Origin of the sequence: Parasphingorhabdus sp., assembly GCF_049667325.1 — a bacterium.
Classification (GTDB): domain Bacteria; phylum Pseudomonadota; class Alphaproteobacteria; order Sphingomonadales; family Sphingomonadaceae; genus Parasphingorhabdus.
In genome coordinates this window covers 1-3,929 of record NZ_JBATHY010000116.1, presented here as the reverse complement: position 1 = coordinate 3,929, position 3,929 = coordinate 1, and the positions used below count along the sequence as shown (strand labels likewise).

Annotated in this window: 3 protein-coding genes; 2 read left to right on the top strand and 1 reads right to left on the bottom strand. The window is 58.9% G+C overall.

Annotated elements, in window-relative coordinates; genetic code table 11:
* Nucleotides 1-611, top strand: a 611-nt coding sequence (locus tag WBM93_RS05885) for a class I adenylate-forming enzyme family protein (protein ID WP_424429457.1), incomplete at its 5' end; no start/stop codon positions are given.
* Between the two features lie 48 nt (nt 612-659).
* Here the strand turns inward: WBM93_RS05885 and WBM93_RS05880 are convergent.
* On the bottom strand, nt 660-2,555 hold the full coding sequence (locus WBM93_RS05880; RefSeq protein WP_424429454.1) for a hypothetical protein: 1,896 nt from the start codon (nt 2,553-2,555) through the stop codon (nt 660-662).
* 221 nt (nt 2,556-2,776) lie between these two features.
* On the opposite strand from WBM93_RS05880, the gene guaA reads away from it, so the two are divergent.
* On the top strand, nt 2,777-3,929 hold a 1,153-nt coding region (guaA, locus tag WBM93_RS05875), incomplete at its 3' end, for a glutamine-hydrolyzing GMP synthase (protein WP_424429452.1).

Genomic DNA, 3,929 nt, shown 5'->3' with positions numbered 1-3,929 from the left:
CCGAGGGCGGGGTGGTCTGTTTGTTGCTCGCCCACGAACATCCCGACAAATTGCACACGGTCGGCATTGCCTGGGGCGGCAGCGAGGTGATCACGGTCGACGAGCAGCTCAACCGCCTGCCCGCTGGTCAAATGGGCGAACTGGTCGGGCGGTCGCAGACGATGATGTCTGGCTATAAAAACCAGCCGGAGAAAACCGAGGAAGCCAGCTGGTACGACGAAAACGGCGATCGCTGGCAGCGGATGGGCGATATCGGCAAGGTCGATGCAGACGGTTTTATCACCCTGATGGGCCGCTCCAAAGATATGATCATTTCCGGCGGTTTCAATATCTATCCACGCGATCTGGAGGAAGCGTTGACGGCGCAGCCGGGCGTCGCCGATGCCGCGGTTATCGGGGTTGCTTCGCGGCAATGGGGCGAAACGCCGGTCGGCTTTGTTGTCGCCGATGCCGGGGTGACGCTCGATCTGGAAGAGCTGAAGGCAACAACCAATGCCGATCTCGGCAAGACCCAGCGGCTTTCGGAGCTGCGCCTGATCGATGAACTGCCGCGCAGCCATATCGGCAAGATTTTGAAAACCGAGCTGCGGGGTCTAGCGGAAAAGAGCTGACACTATCGAGCATGGTCTATTGAATGGACAGCCCGTTCGAGGATTCCCTCAGAATCCGATGCGCACCCCTGCACCGATCCGCCAGCTCCAGATATCGCTGGTTCTCAGTTCGGTGGTCAGGCCGTCAAAAAATACCTGATCCCCGGAATTGGGATTGAAGATCGCACCGCTATCGGAGCGATAGTCATAAGCTCCGCCCACGCCGAGCGAAATATTCGGCGCGAGATCAAAACTCAGTCCTGCGCCCACGCTGCCGTGGAAACCAAAGCCATCGCGGGAATCGCGGATGTCCACCTGAAAATTCCGGTCACCCGGGGCGCTGAAATTATTGCTGTTGATTTCCATCGAATTGAGGCTGCTGTCGTAATAATAGCCTCCGGCAAGCGCGCCGACCCAGGGATGCACACCGCCACCCCAGTCGCAAACCAGCTTGCCCTTGATTCCCAGTTCGAAAATATCTTCGTTCACCGATTGATCGCGGGTCTGGTCAAACTGGAAGACAAAGCCGCTGCCTCCGGTTCCGGAATAGGTGGCGGACTGGCGATAATCCCGTTCCGAATGGGTGTAGCGAGTGAAACCGGAAAGAACGAAACGCGATTTTTCGCCCAGCGTGCTTTGGTGGAATGGCATCGAAGCCTTGAGGCTCCATTCGGTGTAATCAACCCGGGTCTGGCCTTGCATGCCGAAGGGAGTGATGATGCCCGAACTGCCCTCGGGTGATAGCTGGCCGTAGACGATGCCGCTGTCGATACCGGCGTTGCCCGGCACATCGAACACAGTATCTCCATCGCCCTCGACATAGTCGAAGCCGAGGGTCAGATTTCCAATCGAAACGGCGAAACCGCCGCCAAAGCTGTTGATCCGCCCATCGGTTGTGCCGGCAAATTCTTCTGGCGCGGTACCCAGCGGGCCATTGCGCTGCACGCCAATGCCGGTTTCGGGGATGTTCGCCTGACCATAATTACCCCAGATCCAAAGCCTGTCCCTGACGATCGGGCCGCCGAGCGAATCGCCCGGAAAATCATTCAGGCTGGTCGAATCATTCGGTTTGCCGGGGGATGACTTGCTGTCGGGAGTGAGGGGTACGGGTAATGGCCGCGGTGTCGGCACATTTTTCGGATTGGCGAAATGCTTCTTCCATTGCTGGTAAACATTATCAACGCCGATTGCCGTGCCCTGTGCCCTTTTCGGATCTATCGTTCCGAATTTGCCGGCGGCCTTTGCGGCCTGAGCCCTTTTCCGGGCATGATCGCGCAGCCGCTTGAGTTCATCCATCGATTCTTTCCGGTGAATGTAGCAGCAGTCGGTATCGCCAGAGGACAAATCCGAGACGACTTCCAACACCCGCTGCTCGATGCCCTTGGAGGTTTTCGGTAGCGGGATGGTCTTGCCAGTCTGACCGGCGGTTGCGGCACTCCCCGAAAGAACCCGGTCGGCTGCATCGGCAGCTGTATCGGCTGCCTTGTCTGCGGCATCGGCAGCAGCATCAATCGCCGGGTCATTTCCACCGGGTGAAGGCACCATCACAGCGGGCGGCGGGCCGCGATCGGGGGTGGGTTGCGCGACCGGCTTTGGTCGGGTTGGAACACTGGTTCTGGGTGGGGGCTTGTACCCGAGCGGCGGACATGGCTTGTCATCCTGCGCCGTCAATTGCGCGTATAGTTTGTCAATTGCGCCCTTTGTGAGCAATACTTTGGTTCCCGGCGTGTCGAGCTTATATTCCCAGTATAAAATCAAATCTTCCCGATCTTCACATCGGGCGACGAGGCGATATGTCTCCATCCTGGCGAGATGATCGCGGAAGTTTTTGAGAAGATTTTCGCGCAGATTGATCCGGCCTCTCTCTTCTGCCGACAGGATTTGCGCGGCGACCGGTGCCGCGGCCAGCGGTAATGCCAGCGCGACTGTTCCAAATAATATGTGATGAAATGCCTTTGGCATCATATTTACCTCCCATGTTCTGACCCGGAAGCGACCCGGTTTTCAGTCCCTGACACGCGCATAAAATGCTGGTACAGAAAGGGATGTATCGACCGCCGTGTAACATAGTTTGACATTTTCGACAAGATTGGGGCGGAACAGGCCTTGCCCGGAGGCCCGCAAAATGCCTGTCGCCGGCAGACAGTGTCTAGACTCCGGATGCGCTGCATACTAAGCGCGACCCCATGACCATAGCCCATGAAGAAACCATCCTGATCGTCGATTTCGGCTCTCAGGTCACGCAGCTTATCGCCCGCCGGGTGCGCGAGGCGGGGGTCTATTCGGAGATTGCTCCGTTCAACAGTGCCGAAGAGGCGTTTCAACGGCTGAAGCCCAAAGGCGTGATCCTGTCCGGGTCGCCCTCCGGTGTGCCGGAAGAAGGCAGCCCGCGCGCACCGGACGTGATTTTTGACAGCGGCTTGCCGATCCTTGGCATCTGCTATGGCCAGCAGGTGATGACCCACCAGCTCGGTGGCCAAGTGGAATCGGGCGACAGCGGCGAATTTGGCCGGGCGTTTATCGAAATTTCCGAAGAATGCGTCTTGTTCGACGGCCTGTGGCAGGTCGGCGAGAAGCATCAGGTGTGGATGAGCCACGGCGACAAGGTCACCGAATTCGCGCCCGGCTTCCGGATCGTCGCGACGACCGAAGGCGCGCCCTTTGCGCTGATCGCCGATGACGAGCGGCGCTATTATGGCACCCAGTTTCACCCCGAGGTGGTCCACACTCCCGACGGCGGCCGGATGATTGCCAATTTCGTTCGCCATGTCTGCGGCTGTGCCGGCGACTGGACGATGGCCGAATTCAAGGCCGCCAAGATCAAGGAAATCCGCGAGCAAGTCGGTGATGGCAAGGTCATCTGCGGCCTCTCGGGCGGGGTCGACAGCGCGGTGGCGGCGGTGCTGATCCACGAGGCGATCGGCGAGCAGCTGACCTGCGTCTTTGTCGACCACGGCCTGATGCGGATGGGCGAGGCGGATCAGGTGGTCAGCCTGTTCAAGGGACATTATAATATCCCGCTGGTCCACAAAAATGTCGAGGAGCTGTTCCTCGGCGGGCTGGCCGGTGTCACCGATCCCGAAAAGAAGCGCAAATTTATCGGCGCGACCTTTATCGATGTATTCGAAGAGGAAGCCAGGGCGGTCGGCGGCGCCGATTTCCTCGCCCAGGGCACGCTTTATCCCGATGTGATCGAGAGCGTCTCGTTCACCGGCGGACCGAGCGTCACGATCAAGTCGCACCATAATGTCGGCGGCCTGCCCGAGCGGATGAACATGAAACTGGTCGAGCCATTGCGCGAATTGTTCAAGGACGAGGTTCGCGAGCTGGGCCGTGAAC